The organism is Leptonema illini DSM 21528 (assembly GCF_000243335.1).
In the GTDB taxonomy this organism is placed as follows: Bacteria; Spirochaetota; Leptospiria; order Leptospirales; family Leptonemataceae; genus Leptonema; species Leptonema illini.
The window spans coordinates 2,190,665-2,208,180 of the sequence record NZ_JH597773.1; the positions used below are offsets into that span (position 1 = coordinate 2,190,665).

General features: G+C 54.8%; 14 protein-coding genes. 4 read left to right on the top strand and 10 right to left on the bottom strand.

Translation table 11 applies throughout. From position 1 onward, the window contains the following. Nucleotides 1-7 precede the first annotated feature (7 nt). On the bottom strand, nucleotides 8-217 hold the full coding sequence (rpsU, locus tag LEPIL_RS22955) for a 30S ribosomal protein S21 (RefSeq protein WP_002772350.1): 210 nt from the start codon (nucleotides 215-217) through the stop codon (nucleotides 8-10). Nucleotides 218-664: 447 nt separating this feature from the next. Between rpsU and LEPIL_RS10090 the strand changes: the two genes are divergently transcribed. After that, nucleotides 665-880 (top strand): hypothetical protein, encoded by a 216-nt coding sequence (locus tag LEPIL_RS10090; protein ID WP_002772351.1) that lies wholly within the window; start codon nucleotides 665-667, stop codon nucleotides 878-880. 1 nt (nucleotide 881) lies between these two features. Here the strand turns inward: LEPIL_RS10090 and LEPIL_RS10095 are convergent, their stop codons facing one another. After that, nucleotides 882-1,817, bottom strand: coding sequence for a hypothetical protein (locus tag LEPIL_RS10095; protein ID WP_002772352.1), 936 nt, complete (start codon nucleotides 1,815-1,817; stop codon nucleotides 882-884). Between the two features lie 2 nt (nucleotides 1,818-1,819). Then, nucleotides 1,820-2,719: a tetratricopeptide repeat protein gene (locus tag LEPIL_RS10100; RefSeq protein ID WP_002772353.1), complete on the bottom strand. Its 900-nt coding sequence runs from the start codon at nucleotides 2,717-2,719 to the stop codon at nucleotides 1,820-1,822. 178 nt (nucleotides 2,720-2,897) lie between these two features. On the opposite strand from LEPIL_RS10100, the gene dnaE reads away from it, so the two are divergent. Further along, the gene (dnaE, locus tag LEPIL_RS10105; protein WP_002772355.1) at nucleotides 2,898-6,443 is read left to right on the top strand and encodes a DNA polymerase III subunit alpha; all 3,546 of its coding nucleotides are present in this window, start codon (nucleotides 2,898-2,900) and stop codon (nucleotides 6,441-6,443) included. A gap of 453 nt (nucleotides 6,444-6,896) precedes the next feature. Here dnaE and LEPIL_RS10110 read toward each other — a convergent pair whose 3' ends face one another. The 3 genes from LEPIL_RS10110 to LEPIL_RS10120 form a co-directional block, all read right to left on the bottom strand. Continuing rightward, nucleotides 6,897-7,169, bottom strand: a complete 273-nt coding sequence (locus tag LEPIL_RS10110) for a hypothetical protein (protein WP_211208639.1) — start codon at nucleotides 7,167-7,169, stop codon at nucleotides 6,897-6,899. Beyond that, a complete protein-coding gene (locus tag LEPIL_RS23800; RefSeq protein ID WP_157135052.1) occupies nucleotides 7,162-7,581 on the bottom strand; it encodes a hypothetical protein in 420 nt (139 codons plus the stop codon). Before LEPIL_RS23800 ends, LEPIL_RS10110 begins: the two co-directional genes overlap by 8 nt. 186 nt (nucleotides 7,582-7,767) lie before the next feature. After that, nucleotides 7,768-8,730, bottom strand: coding sequence for an RNA polymerase sigma factor (locus LEPIL_RS10120; RefSeq protein WP_002772359.1), 963 nt, complete (start codon nucleotides 8,728-8,730; stop codon nucleotides 7,768-7,770). Nucleotides 8,731-8,888: 158 nt separating this feature from the next. On the opposite strand from LEPIL_RS10120, the gene LEPIL_RS10125 reads away from it, so the two are divergent. Next, entirely contained in the window at nucleotides 8,889-9,692 is an 804-nt protein-coding gene (locus LEPIL_RS10125) for a M23 family metallopeptidase (RefSeq protein ID WP_157135053.1), read from the top strand. Between the two features lie 22 nt (nucleotides 9,693-9,714). Here LEPIL_RS10125 and LEPIL_RS10130 read toward each other — a convergent pair whose 3' ends face one another. From LEPIL_RS10130 to LEPIL_RS10145, 4 genes are all read right to left on the bottom strand, one after another. Further along, nucleotides 9,715-11,652, bottom strand: a complete 1,938-nt coding sequence (locus tag LEPIL_RS10130; RefSeq protein ID WP_002772361.1) for a tetratricopeptide repeat protein — start codon at nucleotides 11,650-11,652, stop codon at nucleotides 9,715-9,717. Next, complete coding sequence (locus LEPIL_RS10135) at nucleotides 11,642-13,711, bottom strand: 6-bladed beta-propeller (RefSeq protein ID WP_002772362.1); 2,070 nt, start codon at nucleotides 13,709-13,711, stop codon at nucleotides 11,642-11,644. The genes LEPIL_RS10130 and LEPIL_RS10135 overlap by 11 nt, the downstream gene beginning before the upstream one ends. Nucleotides 13,712-13,799: 88 nt before the next feature. Beyond that, on the bottom strand, nucleotides 13,800-14,633 hold the full coding sequence (locus LEPIL_RS10140) for a hypothetical protein (protein ID WP_002772364.1): 834 nt from the start codon (nucleotides 14,631-14,633) through the stop codon (nucleotides 13,800-13,802). Nucleotides 14,634-14,644: 11 nt separating this feature from the next. After that, nucleotides 14,645-16,315 carry an LptF/LptG family permease gene (locus LEPIL_RS10145; protein ID WP_002772365.1) on the bottom strand — a complete coding sequence of 557 codons (1,671 nt, stop codon included), beginning with the start codon at nucleotides 16,313-16,315 and terminating at the stop codon, nucleotides 14,645-14,647. An 81-nt stretch (nucleotides 16,316-16,396) separates the two neighbouring features. On the opposite strand from LEPIL_RS10145, the gene waaF reads away from it, so the two are divergent. Then, nucleotides 16,397-17,473, top strand: a complete 1,077-nt coding sequence (waaF, locus tag LEPIL_RS10150) for a lipopolysaccharide heptosyltransferase II (RefSeq protein ID WP_002772366.1) — start codon at nucleotides 16,397-16,399, stop codon at nucleotides 17,471-17,473. Nucleotides 17,474-17,516: the final 43 nt, after the last annotated feature.

The following is a 17,516-nucleotide window of genomic DNA, read 5'->3' on the forward strand; positions in this document are numbered from 1 at the left end:
TGAAAAATCAGGCCCGGTCACGCCGGAGCATAATCATCTTGCGCTTCTCGCGCTTGCGATGAGCTGCTTCCATCTTGCGCTTCTTCTTCTCAGAAGGCTTCTCGAAGAATTCTCTGCGCTTGATTTCGGACTGGATGCCCGAGTTCACGCACTCTTTTTTAAATCTTTTAAGGGCGGACTCAATGGACTCGCCTTCTCGCAGAATAACGCCGATCATACTCCTCCGAACAGTACCGAACAATGGATAATAGCGGCCAGATTCCGATCGGCCGGTACCGCGTCAACGGGAAAAACTCTCTTTTATAGGAAGAACCGGCTCGCTCCGGAGGCCGGAAAACCTCGCTATCAGCCAGAGAGCAAGGCAGGACCGAGGGGGCGGCATCCATTAAACGCCTCCCCGCTTTTCCTTTTTCGCGCTTTTCGTGTTTTTCGTGGACCAAAAGGATTCTTAACCGCGAAAAGCGCGAAATACGCGAAAGTTTCGATCCATAGTCAGGATAATGACGCCAGGCCCGGCTCGTCGTTTCGACGAGTTCGACCGCGCACGGAGGCTTACGTAAAAAACGCGAGATTATACGACATAAAATCGTTACGGGAACAAAAAAGGCTGAACCATTTTGAAAAAGCGGCCGACACTATCGGAGTAACTGCGGAGGAGACGGCCTTGAAACTTACAGATAGAGAATTCCTGAAACAGCTGAACCGATACATTCAATTTCGCGGCATCGATATCGTGCTGCATATGCGAGACGGCTCCGTCGTCGAGCTCGATAAAAACCGTCGTATGGACGGGCGCATGATCATCTGCCATAACCGCACCGGCGGTCAGGAGTTCATCGCCATCGACGACATCCGCAGCGCTGAGTTCTTCGCAGCCTGAATTACAGCTTTAATTTGCTCTGATAGATCGTACGTAGAAGCCCCGCATCGCCGGGGCTTAAATGTCTCTTATTCACAAGATCGATCAGCATGAGGTTCTGGATCTCAAAATCTTCGGACGCCAGGATCTCATAGATCTCGTTCATCACGGCATCGCGTGCCTTCTCGGCGCTGTCTGAGAATTCGGCCTCGATCTCGACGATGCGCCGTTCGAGTCCCGCCTCAAGACGCTTCACAATCTCCAGATACTCCAGCTTATCCTTTACCTCGTCGGGCAGATAGGCGATGATGTCGCGGGCCGTGAGAAACGTATAAAAGCGAAGGTCATACACTCCGGCCGGAACGACCTTGAGGATTTCAGGCCGCTTCTTCGTGATTTCAATAAGAATGAACTGCCTCAGTTCATCGGGCGCATAAATCATCAGCACCGGAATGATAATCGGACGGTTCCCGAGAATGATGGAGATGATGTTGCCGAGTCGATCGGGATTGAGATCCCGCAAATAGAGGAATTTCAGGCCCGTGTTCCGCTCTCTACATGCAAGAAGCGTTTCCATGGAGGCGCGCACGGCGTCATAGTCCTTGATATCGAGGAAGGTCTCACCCGTCGAGCGATCAAGCTCTTCGACAAGACGGCTGAGATTCACCAGGAATTGCGGGTCTTCGCTTGTATGTCCGAAAAGCGAAAGCAGCATGAGCCGTATCTCTTCTTCCATCAGATACATGATGGAAGTGTCGGTCAATCGATCGAGAAGAGCGACGGCCGTCGAAGTATCGAGGATGTTCAGCAGATAGATGATAACGCTTGTGTACTTGCCCGTGAAGCGTTCGAGAACGTCATGCGGAAGCTCGAGCACGTCGCGCGCCGTCTTCTTCAATCTGAGGAAGTTCAGCTTCTCGAAGATCTCGTCGATATCATTTATTCTCTGATCGTCCACGATTACTCCGTATCTCCGTAGAGAGATAGCTGCTCGATATCTTCAATAAACTGGCGGGCCGATTCGGCCCACTGCCCCGAGTCGGACTGCACGACGGCCTGGAGCGTTTGTATCGCCGGACCGACATAGTTCAACGATAGATAGAGCAGGCCCAGGCTGTACAGCGCCTCGGGGATCGGTTTGATCTGAATGCTCATGTGATAGGCGCGGATCGCCGCCGCGTACTCTTTCTTCTGCACATGGCACCCGGCGATGTTATACAGAGCCTCGGCGCAGTTCCCGTCAAGGGCGCGGGCGCGTTCATAACAGCCCTCCGCTTCTGTATAACGCGACTTCTGAAAAAGCAGATTGCCGAGTTCGATCCAGGCCTCAAGCGAGCCGGGCTGCTCCGTAACAAAGGCCTGCAGACGAGCTTCAAGATGATCTTCGTCGGGCCCGTCGTCAAAGATCGCCTGAAGCGGATCTCTGACTTCCTGGAGCGCCGTGATCTGCGTTTCCACAGGCGCAGAGAAGGCAAAGAGCATCTGCCCCGTGCCCGGCTCTTCCATGACGTGGCCGTTGCGGATTACAAGATCATGGCTGAGCAGGCCCGATTCCGAGCTGTAGGCCGTCAGCTGATGCAGCTCCCTCTCTTCGCTGCCTGCTGCCTGTTTCAGTTTCATCAGGCGGGCCGGCCGAAATCCCATCTCGAAGCACTGATCGACGAAGCGACGCCTTCTCTGCCCGATCAGGCTTGTATCGCCCGGATCGGGAAGTAATCCCTTCTTCTGCCAGTAACGGCGGCTGCTCTCTGATAGCGGATATGCGCCCGAATGACTCATTTTTCTGATTCCGTAAACGACCTTCTCAAAGTCCGGTGCGTTTTTGAGATAGTCTTTCACCACTGCTACAAATATCGGCATTCTGCCTTTGCTCTTTGCTCTGCCTATCCTTAAATTAGTATGACAGGGTTTTCGAAATTCCCCATCCGTCTTATGTCCCGCAACCAGAAAGTACTTGATCGGCACGGAACACCTGATTAGCTTTTCCCGGTAGCTTGTTTTTTTCCAGCTATTCTATTTTCCCGGGCCAGGCTTCGCAATGCAAGAAAGACAGAATCCAACGCAATTCAACGAAAAATTTGCACATCTGCATTTGCACACGACGTACAGCCTTCTCGATGGCGCCATTCGCATCGACGAGCTGATGAAGCATTGCAAAGCGAACGGCATGGACTCCGTCGCCATCACCGACCACGGCAACATGTTCGGCGTTATCAACTTTTATCAGCAGGCGATCAAGCACGGCGTCAAACCCATCATCGGCAACGAATTCTATGTCGCACCCGGCAAGATGACCGAGACGCGTACGCTTGAAAACCTGGCCGACGGGAACAACTACCATCTGGTGCTGCTTGCGCAGAATGAAACGGGATACCGCAATCTTATCAAGCTGACGTCGCGTTCCTTCACCGACGGCTTCTATCGTAAACCGCGCATCGACTATGATCTTCTTGCCGCACACAGCGAAGGCGTGATCTGCCTGACCGCATGTCTGGGCGGCGAGGTGCAGAGAAAGATTCTCTCGGGCAAGCAGGATGAGGCGGCGAAGCTTGCGGGCAAACTCTCTGAGATGTTCGGCAAGGACCGCTTCTATCTCGAGATCCAGCGTCACGGCCTGCCCGAAGAAGAGACGGTGGCGAAGGCTAACCTTGAACTCTCGCGACGACTCGGCATTCCGCTCGCCCTGACGAACGACTCGCACTTCCTCACACGCGAAGATCATCTGACGCAGGATATTCTTCTGCGCATCAATCAGAAGAAGAATATCGACGAGCCTCTGCAATTCGGCTTCAACGACGAATTCTACGTGAAGTCGCCGGCCGAGATGTGGAATCTTTTTCCCGAGATGCGCGACGCCTTTCATAATACTCAGAAGATCGCCGACATGGTCGATCTGAACTTCAAGTTCGGTAATCCGCTTCTGCCGAAATTCGAGGTGCCCGAAGGCTACGACATGAACTCGTACTTTCGCAAGCTGGGCGAAGACGGATTGAAGCGTCGCTACGGCGATCCAGTACCGGCGCAGATGATGGAGCGCTTTGAATTCGAGCTGAACGTCATCTACGATATGGACTTTCCGGGCTACTTCCTTATCGTGCAGGACTTCATCAACTGGGCGAAACGCAACGGCATTCCCGTCGGTCCGGGCCGCGGATCGGCGGCCGGCTCCATTGTCGCCTACGCCCTGGGCATCACCGATATCGACCCGATCCGGTATAACCTTCTTTTCGAGAGATTCCTGAACCCTGATCGAAAGGAGATGCCCGATATCGACGTCGACTTCTGCGTCGATCGACGGGAAGAGGTGATCAACTACGTGCGCGAGAAGTACGGACGCGAGAACGTCGCTCAGATCATCACCTACGGAACGATGGCGGCGAAGGCCTGCATTAAAGACGTCGCCCGCGTGCTCAAGATGCCCTTTGCCGACGCCAACAAGTTCTCGGCTGCCATTCCGGCCGTTCCGAAGATTTCGCTTGATAAGGCGCTTGAAGACAGCCCGGAATTCAAACGACTGACTGAGGCCGGCGATCTCAATAAAAAGATCTTCGCCGTTGCGCGAGCGCTTGAAGGCAACTCCCGGCAGACGGGCGTGCATGCAGCAGGCGTCGTCATCGCACCGGAGGCTCTCGAAAACCTCGTGCCTCTGGCCACCGTCACCAATCCAGGCAACAAAGAAGGCGGACGCATCCTCGTAACGCAGTTCGATATGAATACCGTCGCCCAGGTCGGCCTGGTGAAGATGGACTTTCTCGGCCTGCGTAACCTCACCGTCATCGACAATGCGATTAAAGGCATAGAAGAACGCACGGGGCAGAAGATCGACGTTAATGCACTGCCGCTCGACGATAAAAAGACGTACCGCATTCTGCAAGAGGGAAACCTGAAAGGCGTCTTCCAGCTTGAGACGTCGCCGGGCATGCGAGACTTTGTGATCCGCCTGCAGCCCGAAAACTTCGAAGATATCATCGCCCTCATCGCCATGTATCGCCCGGGCCCTCTTAACTCTGGCATGGCCGACGCCTACATCAACAGAAAGAAGGGCCGTGAAAAGCTCGTTTATCCGCATGCGCATCTTGAAGAGATCCTGAAAGAGACCTACGGCGTTATCCTCTATCAGGAACAGGTGATGCAGATCGCTCAGCGTATCGGCGGCTTCACGCGCGGACAGTCCGACGCCCTGCGCAAGGCGATGGGCAAGAAGATCCGCGAAAAGATGGCCGAGATGAAGGAGCTCTACCTGAAAGGGGCGCAGGAGCTCGGTTATGATCCGAAATTCGCCGCATCTCTCTACGACGACATGGCCGCCTTCGCCGAATACGGCTTCAACAAGTCGCATTCGGCGGCCTATGCGATGGTCGTCTATCAGACGGCGTATCTGAAGGCGAATTTCACCGCCGACTACATGCGCGCCGTTCTTGACTCCGAACGCAACAACACCGACTCGCTTGTTCCTTATATCAGAGAATCGAGAGATCTCGGACTGACCGTTCTCGGCCCCGATATCAACAGCTCTGAATTGCGCTTCAGCCTTGAAGACGAAAAAACGATACGCTTCGGCCTCGGCGCCATCAAAGGCGTGGGCGAAGGAGCCGTCGAAAGTCTGATCGCCAGCCGGCGCTGTCTCGACGACGGCCGTTTTAAAGGATTCTATCATTTTCTCGAAAACGTCGATCTGCGGCAGTGCAACCGACGCATGGTCGAGGCGCTGATCCATTCTGGTTGCTTCGATGCGATGGGTTATACGCGCAAGGCGCTGATCGAGGCCATCGATATGGGCATCCAGCATGCGCAATCGAAGCAGCGCGACATCGCCCAGGGGCAGAGCTCTCTTTTCGGCATGATGGAAGAAGAGGCCGAACCGATTCCGCGCGGCGAAGGCGTGCGCGAATTCTCAGAGCAGGAAAGGCTGCGCGCCGAAAAGCAGGTGCTCGGAATCTATTTCTCGGGCCATCCGATGAAAAAATACGAGCGAGCGCTGAAGTCGATTCGCTCCATACCGATCGAACGCCTATCGGGCATGACGTCAGAATCGAAAGTAGAGATCGCCGCCGTCATCCATGAGGCGCAGATCAGAGCGAATAAAAACAAGCGTGAATTCGCAAGGCTGCAGCTCGAAGATCTGACCGGCACCGTGTCGGCCATCGCCTTCTCGCAGATCGTCGAAGCGAAGCGTGAACATCTGATCGAAGATCTGATCGTCTGGGTAAAAGGCACGGTCGATATCGATGAAGAAACGGGCGTTCCCACCGTCCTTGTCGAAGACCTGATTCCGTTAACCGACGAGATCATGGAAGAGAAGCAGGAGCGTTCCCTTCATTTAAAGCTGCGTAAGCACGACATGGATGAAGGATCGCTTCAGGGGCTTGTGCAGATCTTAAAAAGCAGCCGCGGACCGCTTCTCATCTATTTTCATATCGAGGCCGACGCCGGCGAACCGATCGTCATCCGCGCCCACGAGTCCTTCTGTGTGGAATGGAACCAGGAGTTAGCCGAACGACTGAAAAGCTTTCAGGGAGTCGAAGGCGCCTACCTGTCGGTCGGCGGTCAGGTAAGGCCGCTTTTCGAACTGGCCGCTCCTTAGCGGCAACAGCCTCGATAAACCGCAGAGGTCACGGAGAGCGCAGAGGGAGAACCGTGAGCATACATGGGTTATCTTTCGCGCTTTTCGTGTATTGAGCGCTTGAAAAACTCTTCCGACTTTCTCTCTTCCTCCGCGCCCTCAGAGCCCGCCGCGGTTAAACCTCTTTGCTGCAATAACACGAGCAAAACCAGTAACATCTACCACAGAGGTCGCGGAGAACACGGAGAAGATTAAAGAGATGGGTAAGAGGTTGACTTCTTCCTCTTTTTTTCTTCCCCCGTGTCTCCGTGGTTATTTCTTCCTCCGCGCTCTCAGAGCCCTCCGCGGTTAACCCTCTCCCCTGAAAAACAGAAAAGCGCACCATCTGATTACGATGATGCGCTCTTGAGTCGGGCTTTTTCCCGGGGCGGTTTTTGGCGACGGAGCCTTCCCGCTTTGAAAGGCCTGCCTGATTTATTCCGCCGGACCGAGCAGACGAAGCGTGAACGTGCGATCCATCGAGCCGCTCATCTCAATCGTATAGTCGCCCGCGGTTAATCCGTCGAAGTGGATTCTGCCCGTCGCATCACGCACGGTCTGCGACGAGATGGGGCGGCCGTTTTCAGAAAGACGAACGGTCAGCGGTTCTTTAAGATCCTGAAAGAGCAGCGATATCATCACCGTTTCTTCTGTCGATCGCAGGATGCTGTATTCGATGAGTCCGCCGCCTTGAAGCGCCTCATTCATCGTAAGACGACGGGCGGTCTCGACGCCGGATCGGCGAGTCGGTGTGACGGCAACGAAGACCGGTTCGAGACCCATAAGCGTGGAGGCCACAAGCTCCAATCCGGCGCCAAGGCGAACGATAATCGAACCGGGCTTCTTTTTTTCGAGCGCCCTTTTTCTCGGCCGCGAAATAACGCCCGACGGCGGCCTGCAGAGCTTCGGGAACGGCAACGGCCGGCCCGGACTTCATGCGATCGACGACGGAAGAAAGAGAGAGAACATAGGCCACATCCTCAGCGCCGATCTTCTTTCCCGACGCATGCCGATCATAGACCGACGCCAGGCGACCTTCATCGGCTTCGGAAACCTGCGCCCGGGCAAGCTCCTGGAGGGCTGCAATCAGCAGCAGTTCTTCATGTTCAGATGTATTCATAGCAAACCTCTTCTGTCGTCCGACTGATTGGACGGTACCGACGGAAAAAACCTTACGCACTGCCCGAAAAAAAAGCTCACACTCCGTATCTTTTCGAAGGCAGCTTTTCTGATCGGGCCTTTCTGTGGCCGCCTGATAGCGGGCGATGGCTCCGATGAGGGGTCTGCTCAGGCTTTGCCCGGATCGCTAAAAAAGCTTCTTCAGCTCCATGTCATTCGTCAGAAACGACGCCACCTTGCCCATATAGACCGACACGCTCCCCTCGGGAATTTTCAGGAAAGAGGCCACGACGCGGTAAGGAACCCTTGCCACAAGCAGCCCCTTTTTCTTGCGTTCGAGGATCTTGTTCCGCGTCGCATACTTCTTATCAAGCGCCAGTTCGATGCGCTCCCGTTCGGCATCGGCATCCTTCTTTTCTTTGTTTCCATCGGATAGCAGCCGCTCCCTCTTTTCTTTGAGACGATGGATGGACAGATACAGATGCGTCAGAGAGTCTTCTTTCTTGAGGTTTTCCTCTTCCCGATCCGCCAGTTCGGAGCGCGTGGACAGCACGAAGTGCATGATCTCTTCGGGTGTGAGCGCGTATTCCTTTTCGAGAAAGGTGACCTCGGCGGCCGTGAGATCGACGTAGTATAGATAGACGAGTTTGAAGATGACTTTATGCAGAACCGGCACCTGATCGAGCTTGCGAAAAAGCAGGCCGCCGAGCTCTTCACCCGCAGTAAGCACGGCCTCGGCTCCGGGACGCGTCTCTTCTTTCTCGATACGCTCCACGGGTATCAGATCGAGCTCGCGCCGGCTGCGCAGCCAGTCGATTACCAGGTTGCGTAACACCGTATAAAGCCAGGTGCGGAACTTCGAATCGTCGACAAAGGTCTTCATGCGCCGTCCGTCGCGAAGGCGCTCGAAGGCGAAGAGGAAGAAATCACCCGCCTCGTCTTCGGTCATATTGAAAACACGGATCGGAAAATTGTATATATCCTGTCCGTAGATCTGAAAAAAGCGCTCCAGGGCGTCTGCATCTCCCGTCTTGCATTGATTGACAAGAGCGAGGATCTCTTTCTCATCAGAGACAGGATCGGATTCCACTGCAAGCGCCGTCTGCGATTCGGATTTTTTATTGTTCCCGGACATAGGCGTAGAATTCATAACATACAGATCCGGATTGTATCATGTCCAGCAAATTTCCATACCTCCTCCTGCCATTCTTACTGCTCTCTGTCCTGACTTCCCTGCCCGACCTGTTACGGTCTCAAACCGGTCGATTTTCGTGGCCGATCGAAAAAGGAAAGTCGCCGGAGCTGGCGATGATCTCTTCTACGTTTGGAGAATCCCGCACCGACCACTTCCATGCCGGCGTCGATATTGCCGGCGATAAAGAAGAGGTGCGCCCGATGGCCGGCGGAAAGCTGCTTTTCTACCAGTTTCAATCGATGAATCCCTACCGCCCCATGCCCGGAGCGGGTAATCAGATCTGGATCGACCACGGCGAAGGCCGCTGGAGCGGCTATTATCACCTGAGCCAGTTTCGCATCACGAAAAGATACGTGGAGCGCAGCAACGTCATTGCCCTCTCCGGGAATACCGGACGCTCGGGAGGCCCGCACCTGCACTTTTTCCTGACCGAGAACTACGGCAAAACCTACGTCAATCCGATGATCGAGCTGCTTCCTCAAGCAGCGGAAAGCAATGCGCCCGTGGTCGAGCATCTTGTCTTCATCACTGATCGCGGCGTTTCGAGGCTGAAGCCAGGCGAAGACGAAAAGAACAGAATCCGTCTTACAAAGCCCTACCCTCTTTTTCTGGAGCTGCGCGATCCTGGCCTCGAGTCGGGCAGTCGCCGCAGCCCCCGCATCGTCGAATGGAAGCTTGAGAGCGATGCCGGACAGAAAGCCGGCGGAAGCATCGATTTTCGCAGGCTTGACTTCACAGGCGGAGCGCTGCGGTTAAACGGCGAACAGGAGTTTGAATCCGTTTACAGCGACAGCTTTCTGCGACTCGGCGATCCAGAGATTGCAAACGGCATCAACCGGCTGACGGTGCGCGCCGTCGACCATGCGGGGAACGAATCGACGACCGTCTTTGTCATCGACGTCAAGCGCGAATATTGAGCGATACAGCGATACTGCGCCGCTATTTACGCACGACTCGCGTAAACCGCAGATCTACGCCGATACGATCCGTTCGACCTTTAACCACGCTGACCCGACTGATGTAGCGCGATGTCTCTTCAACTTTGACGATAATATCTCGATCCGAGTCGGCGCGAAGCAGCTCTTCTTTCTTGAGTCCGTCGGCCGTCCCGACGTTAACGATGAGATTCTTCACGTCGATGATCGACGCCTGAAGCGGGATTGTTCTATCAAGAAAAGCAAGAACCTTCGTCGCAAGCAGATCGACGTCGGCCGGCGCTGCATCATCGTTAAACGAACCGAGCACGATGCCGTCTCGATTACGAAGCGTCAGCCGCAGCCGCAGCGACGAAGGCCTCAGGTCATAGGAACCTTCAAGAATGCCGTCAAGCTCACGCACTCCCATTCCCGTAAGCAGGTCCGGAACCGATGGATCATAGAAGAGAAAGGCGGCGTCGCCGGGCAGTCGTCTCTGCAATCCCGAACGAACGTCTTCGCCGGCAGCCTGCCAGCGCGGCACCGAACGTAACGAATCGATCAGGTAATCGGAAACAAGCGAAGGCTCGCGATAGTGCTCCATCGAATTACGATCGGGCCGCAGATCGAAGATGAGTACGTGCTGCGGCTGACGACGGTAATCTGCCTCTTCGAGGCCGATGCGATACGGAAGATACTCGCGCCGCGAACGCAGCGCTTCACGCAGCCTCGTATTCCAGCGCTGCTCGCCCGGCTCTCGTTCTCGCAGATACGTCAGGGTACGCAGATAATCCTCGTAGGCGCCGGATAGGCGATATCTCTCAAGCATCTGCTTTCGCAACGACAGGTCGTCGGGATACAGCTCAAGCGCTCTCGTCAGATGCAGCTCTTCGGCATCGGTGCGATTGCGCGCAAGCCGGCGCTTCGCCTCCTGAATTCGAGCTTTCATGCGCTGCAGACGCTGCGGTTGCAGCGACCGATTGCGATCATGTCGCATGATGGCTTCTTCCAATCGAAAGCACGACAGTGGTAGCATGGCACGCTCGCAGGCGATCTGCAGGGATTCGGTTAAACTCGTCACCGAACCGCCCGGAAGCATGGCCTCGGCGATATTCGCATGAAGAACGGGACGGCGATAGATATCGCTTCTATCGATGCGCTCCGTCAGAGCTTTTGCCTCGTCGGCATGGCCGAGCAGATACTCGATATGAATCAGATCGGCGATCACTGACGGATCGTCGCCGGCCGCATGAAGATACATGCGATAGTAGTGCCGCGCCTTCTCAAGTTGCGGACGACCGTACTTCGAATACGAAAGTCGGTAATGGATCTCCGCTCGCTTTTTTATCAGCGATAGAGCATCGGGCGAGATTAAGGCCGCTCGTTCGAGCCGTTGTTCCGATTCCGATATCTTTCCTTCTTCGGCGGCAAGCACGGCCAGTTCAAGCACGGCCGGCAGCATCGCCGGGTCCTGTCGCAGGGCCTTTTCGAGATATCCTCGACGCAGGTCATTGCGACCCATCAGGCGATAGTACGAGGCAAGACTCAGATTAAGTTGCGCATTGGACGGATCTTTTTTGCGGACCGCATCCAGCAATTCATAGGCCTTCGACGCCTGACCGTTCATCAGGTACGTCTCGGCAAGGCCGATCTTCGCTTCGAGCAGATCGGGGCGCAGCTGCTCGGCCCGCAGAAAAACCGCCCTTGCGCGATCTGCATACCCCATACCGAGAAGGCTACGCGCCAGACCGAGAAAGGCCTCGGATCGTCTCGGCTCTCTTTCCGTCCACTGCCTGTAAAGCTCGGCCGCTTCGGGCAACCGCCCGAGAGAGAGGGCCGTCGCCGCCTTCTGCTTCAGATCAGAAAGCGGAACGGTCGTTTCGGTCGGATCGGCCGGCAGCGCGAAAAGAGGAAGAAGAAATACCAGAATGACAGCTTTGAAAACGATCTTCTTACGGAACAAAGTATCCTCCGTCGGCCGCGCCCGTCGTCTTTCGGTGATGCACCTGCACGGAAACATCCATAAAACGACCGTGCAGCGTTCCGCCTGGAGAACGATAGGTTATGATATAACGGGGATCTTTTATCGCCGTCATCCTGGAGTAAAGCTTCTTACGTTCGGTTTCATCAAAGAAACGCACGTAATATCCGCCTGTGTCGGCGCTGATGCGTCGGTATATCTCAGCGGCGCCCGTATCACCGTCGGCCATGCCCGCCTCAAAAGAGATGATATGAACGGGAATAGAATGCGCCTTCGCATACTGCACGAGCACGGTCGGATCATACCGGTCAAAGGCCGTCGAAAACGAACGGCCCGACACGACGAGCAGAATACCGGCCGGACCCTTGCGATCGAGCAGATCGGTGATACCGTCGTAGATCGCGCGTCCGATGGCAGGCTCTTCAACGGGAGGCTGCGCCTGCATGCGCGAAAGAAGCTGTCGGCGCTCCAGGCCTTCATAAACGGGAATCGTACGCGTATCGGCAAGCGACAGGCGTAGACGATCAGAGACGCGTATGCCCGAAAGGATATCATGCATGCCCGCATCGAGGAATTCATCGAGGCCGTCTTTTTCAAAAGAGATGGAGTTCTCTTTGATGATAACGAGGTTCATGCGATTCTGAAAGCGCTCCATTCCGTCCACACGAACGGGGTGGATACGGCTGCCGTTCTCAAAGATCATGAAGTTATCGTCTGTCAGACCGCGAACGATCGCATTCTCGGACGTCGATCGATCGACGACGCGAAGTGCGAAAGCGACGTCGGGATACGAAGCGCTCTCAATCGGATAAAACGTGAGATCATAGCTCGAACGAAGAGCGGCCTCGCCCGTCAGATGAAGCACGCTACCCTTGCCGTTTGCTATGTATAACCTGCCTCGGCTATCGGAGCGGAAGGCGACGGCTCGTTCAAGCGGAACGGTGCGATCCGCCTCATCCCGTATGCCAGGCATCCCGACAAAGCTGCCGGCTTCCAAATCGTAGATCTGCGGACCCGTCTTTTCATCGGCGATAAAGAGACGATTCGCCTTCCAATCCAGGCCCGACGGACGCTTCAATTCGCGTCCTTCGATTCTGTTCATTACAAGGCCGTCTTCATCGAGAATCAGAACGGCTCCGTCCGTATCGGCGACGGCGATGCGCTTTCCATCAGAGGTTAACCCTGAAGGCTTCTGCAATGCAGACGGTTTCCAGGCACCGAGAAAGCCGCCCTCCAGATCGAATTTCTGCAGACGGCGGTTTCCCTGATCGGCCACATAGATCACATCGTTAACGACGACAATGCCGGACGGTCCGTGAAACTGTCCCTCACCAGAACCGGTCGCTCCGAAGCTACCAGCGAATCGTCCGTCTTTTTCAAGAATATAGATGCGGTCACCGGCGAAGTCGGCGATATAAAAGCGATTCTGATACAGGTGAAAGGCCATCGGTCCTTTCAGACGATCCCAGATGCGGCCGACAAGCGTTCCGGTTTGATCGAAATCAGGACTTCTGCCATCAGACCTGATCTGCTGAAAGGCGGGACGGAACTGATAGATGCCCGGCGGGTCGAAGCTCAGAACATAAATATTCTCGCTTTCATCTGCCTGAATATCGACGGGCGCATACGGGCGCTTTTCGGGACGAATCCAGCCATAGAAACGATAGGGCCCGGGCTCGCTCTGGCCGGTGAATCCATGCTGGATCAGGTTCCGGCGATCCTGGATCATCAGATCGGGACCGGAGGACTCAAGCAGCGACTCCCACTGTTCAAGGGCGCTTTCGTAGTCGCCGGTGAAGTAGTAAGAATCGCCGAGAAAGCGTCGCGCAAGATGAAGATCGGATTTTACGTCAAGAGAACGGTAGAAATACTCACGGGCGGCGACAAAGTTGCGGGCATTATAATGGTAGAGGCCTTTTTCAAGGTACTCCGAGGCCTTCTCCTCTTTTAACCGAAAAAAAGGAAGTTCGCGCGCGATCAAATACCCGCCCCCCGGCACCACGGTGATGCCGAAGAGAAAAAGAAGTCTTTTGCCCCACATCTATGGATTATGTCGGCAAAAACGCCAACTTTTTGACGAAAAAAGGACCGGCACTTTCCGGGCCCTGTCGGCAATCACGAAACCACGACTATTCCCGAGCGGGCATGCCCAGCTTTTTGCGAAGATCCTGATTCTCCCGGTAGAGTTCGACCACCTCGGAATCGGTGTAGATATTCAGATGCTGAAGGGCCTCGATGATTTTGTCTCTCTCAAGATTCTCTTCACGACTCAGGTTCAAGGCGATTTCGGCGGCACGCAGCGTATCACGAGCCAGTTGCAGCTCGCTGTCCCTGAAATCCTGCAACTTTTCCATCGCCATGAAGGCATCCTGCACGCGCAGCATCTCATGCTCTTTCAGGCGAAAGGCCTCGTTGATGGCGCTGTTCACCTGCTCTTCAAATACTCTGTAGCGCTGCTCGAACTCAAGAAGGTGTTGATAGGCCACGCTCTCGCCTTTCACCTGCGACATCTCTTTTTGAATGAGATTCGAGAAGGAGTCAAAGAACTCCCTGTGCGCGCGCAGCTGCGTGGAAAAATCCTGGATAATATGACGGTAGCGTTCCATCTGCAGAAGCGTTGACAGGAACATCTGTAGAACGCCGGACTTAATCGCGTCATCCAGCAGATAGAGCCTTTTACGCACTCGCAGCAGCTGGTCGGCTCTACGATAATCGGCCTCGGGAACCAGGACGACACGGAAGAACGGAAGGAGCGTAGGAAGCTCGTCAAGAATTCGACATTGCGTATCGAGATCGGACGCCTCTACCTGAAAAAAGAAAAGATGAATGCCTGAGTCGTCGGGCTGAAGCGTTTTTGCCTCATCAAAATTACACTCACGAACGACAAGACCTGAAAACTCATCGGAAAGGTTCAGAGGGAAGTTGCGATTCTTTGAAATATGCCAGATCGTGAAAGAAGCCATAGAATCAGCAATTATCTCCGCCAAATTGCGTATTTCTCAAGTCTTTTTTGTATGCCGGCCGCGATTTTTTCGCTCAGCGCACGCCACAGAAGAGCGAATCGATCGAGGCGAACTCTGGCAGAATGCCGAATCGGCTCGGGAACCCAGCGAACAAGCAGATCGATTAGCCGACCGAGCACGGGCCGTACAAAGCGTCGAAAAAGCTTACGCACTGGCGCAGTCACAAACTGAAAGGGCGTGAAGCCTTCCGTGCGAGTGGCCATGATGTAGAGCCCGAGAATCAGCACTCCGACGTCGGCCATCCAGGCGCCGGCAACGGCGGGAAGCTTTCCTGCATTGGCCTGTCCGATGCCATAGGTGAGCAGCAGATAATAGAAGAAAAAGACAAAAAGCGCGAGCGCAAAGCTCATGCCCTTCCCCGATCGCTTCACAACCAGTCCAAGCGGAAACGAAACATAAAAGAAAAGAAGCGAGGCAATGGGAACGGCGATGCGCTTCTGGATTTCTATCTCAAAGCGGCGCTGCGTGCGGTCCACGTCGCCAAGAAACCCCTCGAACATAAGAATCATCTGAATCTTCTGCTGCATCTCTTCTGCCGTCGGACCGCCGGGCTGCCCGACTTTTGAAAAATTCATAAGCACCCAAGCCCGCATCTGCTGCGCCATCAGCTTCATCTCGGGCGGCGAAGGCAGACGCTTTCCTTCTTCAGAAAAACTGACCCCTTCTTCGCCGAAATCCATCTTCATCTTACCGCCTTTCAGATCGCTGAGGAACTGAAAGAGCTCGGGAAAGGTGTAATTCTCAGGCCTCACGTCGATTTTGCCAAACGTCGATTTCGGAGGAGGCAGCACGTAGTCCATATATCCATCTGTGAAGTCCGTTACCTCGATCTTGCCGAATGCAGAGTCGGTCTCAAGCATGTACCCCTTTTCCATGCGAAGAAACTTCTCTGTTCCATTGTTCAGGTTATTCGGATCTTTCAGTCGAGTAAAAAGTCTGCCCTTCTCTGCCTGGATAACTCTCGTTACCGTCGCCTCACCGATGCGCACGGGAACGCCGTTGATCTGCGCTATCTCGGATTTTTGATCATCAAGCTTGTAATCCCAGAATCGAATCTGAATACCCTGAAGCACCGAACCGTCTCGCGAAAGGGCATAGATATCCTGTCCGCCTTTTTGCAGGCCGTCGATGTCGCCGCCGCCGAGAAACTGTCCGGGCCGGGCGAGACTCAGGCTATGATACGACTTGAGCCAGGTCTCAAACTTCTCTCTTGCCGTCGCCGCCATCGGACCGAGATAGAGATTCATGGCCGCTACGGCAAGGGCGGCGAGCAAGCCGGCGAAAAGAAAAACGGAGTAGATACGAGGAAAGCTGATGCCGGCGGCGCGCATGGCCGTGATTTCGGAATCGCCTGAAAGACGACCGGCAGCAAGGATGCCGGCGAAAAGGCAGGCCATGGGTATGGTCAGCGTTATCTTTTCGCCGACGAGATAAACGAGGAAGCGTCCGATATCGAGCAGGCTGATCCCCTTGCCGAGAAGGTCGCCGATGACGTCTTTCAAGACCATGGCGACGAACAGACTCGTCCAGAAAAGCAGTGCCGTCAGAAAGGGCTGCAGGATCTCCAGAAAGATATACCGATCGAGAACAGCCGGTTGAAATCGCCGAAAAAAGCCGATCACTCCTCCAGCTTACGATTCCGGCATCTGATGCCAACCATTTCCTGCTTTACGCTCCGGCGGCGCACACGTTTATGAACGGGCATGGACGGAACAGGGCTTCGCATTCTTGTTATTCAGACCGCCTTTATAGGAGACGTGGTTCTCACGACTCCGATGCTACGAGCCCTGCGACGCAGCCGCCCCGACGCCGAGATTACCGTGCTGGTCAAACCCGAGGCCGCTCCTTTTTTAAAAGGTCATCCCGACATTGACGATGTGATGGTCTTTGATAAAGGTAAAGAGCATCGCTACGGAGGCATGCTTCGTCTGATCCGACAGATCCGCGCGAAGAAGTTTCACGTATTGCTTTCGCCGCATCAATCCCATCGTACGGGGCTGCTTGCGATGTTCTCGGGCATTCCTGTGCGCTATGGGTATGCATCGGCCGGTTTCGCGCAATTTGCCTATAACAGACATCTGAAACGAGATCTCAGCGAGCATGAGATTTACAGACTTTTACTTTTCCTGAAAGAAGGCTACTGTCCTGAATTGCCGCCCGTTCATGAGATCGACTCGTCGCTTATCCTCGCTGAATCGCAGTCAAGCGCCCTGAAGGCCGTGCAGCTTCTCGACTCTCTTGCCATTGGCGGTCGCGGTTCTAAGCCTGTGCTCCTGGCGATCTCGTCGATCTGGCCGACAAAACGCTGGACGCCTTATGGTTTCGCCGAACTTGCCGGCAGACTCTTTGACGCCTACGGACAGGAGATCCTTCTTGTCGGCTCGAAAGCGGATTCGGCTATCGCCGAACAGGTTCTCTCGTTCGCGCGAGAGATGCTGCCGGCAAGCACGCTGCCGCATATACGCAATATATGCGGCCAGACCGACCTGTTAACGCTTTACTCTCTCATGAAGCGCAGCATGCTTGTCGTTTCCAACGACTCCGCCCCCGTGCACTTCGGTTGTGCCGCCGGTGTGCCCGTCGTCGCCATATTCGGCGCGACCACACCGTCACTCGGTTATGCGCCCATCGCTCAGCGAAGCGCCGTTGCGGAAATAGATCTGCCATGCAGGCCCTGTGGAACTCATGGAGCAAAAAAGTGTCCTCTCGAACACTTTCGCTGCATGAAAGATCTGACCGCCGCTCAGGTATTTGAGAAGGTCAGAGCCGTCGTTGAATAAAAAGCTGCCGGTCTGTTAAACGCCTCTCGCACGCGCAGGTTCA

Coding starts and splice junctions, on each gene's coding strand:
- LEPIL_RS10125 (WP_157135053.1), top strand. CDS start 8,889: ATGATCTCTTCTACGTTTGGAGAATCCCGCACCGACCACTTCCATGCC.
- LEPIL_RS10110 (WP_211208639.1), bottom strand. CDS start 7,169: ATGAATGAGGCGCTTCAAGGCGGCGGACTCATCGAATACAGCATCCTG.
- LEPIL_RS10100 (WP_002772353.1), bottom strand. CDS start 2,719: ATGCCGATATTTGTAGCAGTGGTGAAAGACTATCTCAAAAACGCACCG.
- rpsU (WP_002772350.1), bottom strand. CDS start 217: ATGATCGGCGTTATTCTGCGAGAAGGCGAGTCCATTGAGTCCGCCCTT.
- LEPIL_RS10135 (WP_002772362.1), bottom strand. CDS start 13,711: ATGTGGGGCAAAAGACTTCTTTTTCTCTTCGGCATCACCGTGGTGCCG.
- waaF (WP_002772366.1), top strand. CDS start 16,397: ATGGACGGAACAGGGCTTCGCATTCTTGTTATTCAGACCGCCTTTATA.
- LEPIL_RS10140 (WP_002772364.1), bottom strand. CDS start 14,633: ATGGCTTCTTTCACGATCTGGCATATTTCAAAGAATCGCAACTTCCCT.
- LEPIL_RS23800 (WP_157135052.1), bottom strand. CDS start 7,581: ATGAATACATCTGAACATGAAGAACTGCTGCTGATTGCAGCCCTCCAG.
- LEPIL_RS10120 (WP_002772359.1), bottom strand. CDS start 8,730: ATGAATTCTACGCCTATGTCCGGGAACAATAAAAAATCCGAATCGCAG.
- dnaE (WP_002772355.1), top strand. CDS start 2,898: ATGCAAGAAAGACAGAATCCAACGCAATTCAACGAAAAATTTGCACAT.